General features: G+C 41.9%; 2 protein-coding genes. Both read right to left on the bottom strand.

The window, feature by feature from the left end; all coding sequences use genetic code 11:
* On the bottom strand, window positions 1–346 hold a 346-nt coding region (locus C900_RS17945), incomplete at its 3' end, for a hypothetical protein (protein WP_040497049.1).
* 68 nt (window positions 347–414) lie between these two features.
* Entirely contained in the window at window positions 415–615 is a 201-nt protein-coding gene (locus C900_RS17940; protein ID WP_009581552.1) for a hypothetical protein, read from the bottom strand.
* Window positions 616–697: the final 82 nt, after the last annotated feature.

Below are 697 nucleotides of genomic sequence, written 5' to 3'. Positions count from 1 at the left end.
GGGATATGGAAAGTTGTATGAATCTTTGTCCCCAGATGAAGTTGGTATGAAAAGGGGGCCCCAAGGGATCTCTTCGCCATGCGGCACCCTCCACTTTCTTGCCCGTTTTCTTTAAAATACTATCATCCATGTGTGCACAGACCGGTTGTCTGCAGGGAAGTTGGGCAACTACCTCCTTCCGGACCACATTGAATAACTCATCAACCTCCATCCGTTCCCGCTGAAACAGACGGTAGTCAGCACTCCAGTCTTCAAACAGCTTTCCATATGAGGCCAGAAAACCTGTTATAGTGTGCCTGCCTACACAATTTATAATACCATAAGCTAAATCCCTTGCTCTAAGCATAGTTCGTGTTTGTCTGAAAGCTGACCCACACCTGGAGAAAAGCTCTTCGAACGCTTCCAGAGTAGTAGTTATTGAGGTTTTTTTTTCTCATCGGCAGATGGATCCGGGGTGCTTCTCTTTAATATCATCTTCTTTTTGTCTTCAATGACCCATTCCACCACCTCGCCTTTTTCAAATTCCATAGCTTGTGCAACTGCCGCAGGAAAATTGATATACCATTGTTCGCTTTTGGCCCTTTTTATCAGTTGAATTTTTGTTGGGAAACCCATGTTTATATCTAGTTATTTAACTAGATATAAAAATCAATAAAAAATGCCCCAAATCAAAATTCAGAGCATCTTATTTTTATTA

Origin of the sequence: Fulvivirga imtechensis AK7, assembly GCF_000331535.1 — a bacterium.
Taxonomy (GTDB): Bacteria; Bacteroidota; Bacteroidia; order Cytophagales; family Cyclobacteriaceae; genus Fulvivirga; species Fulvivirga imtechensis.
Note: the sequence above shows the minus strand (reverse complement) of the source record. Positions and strands in the feature narration are given on the sequence as shown.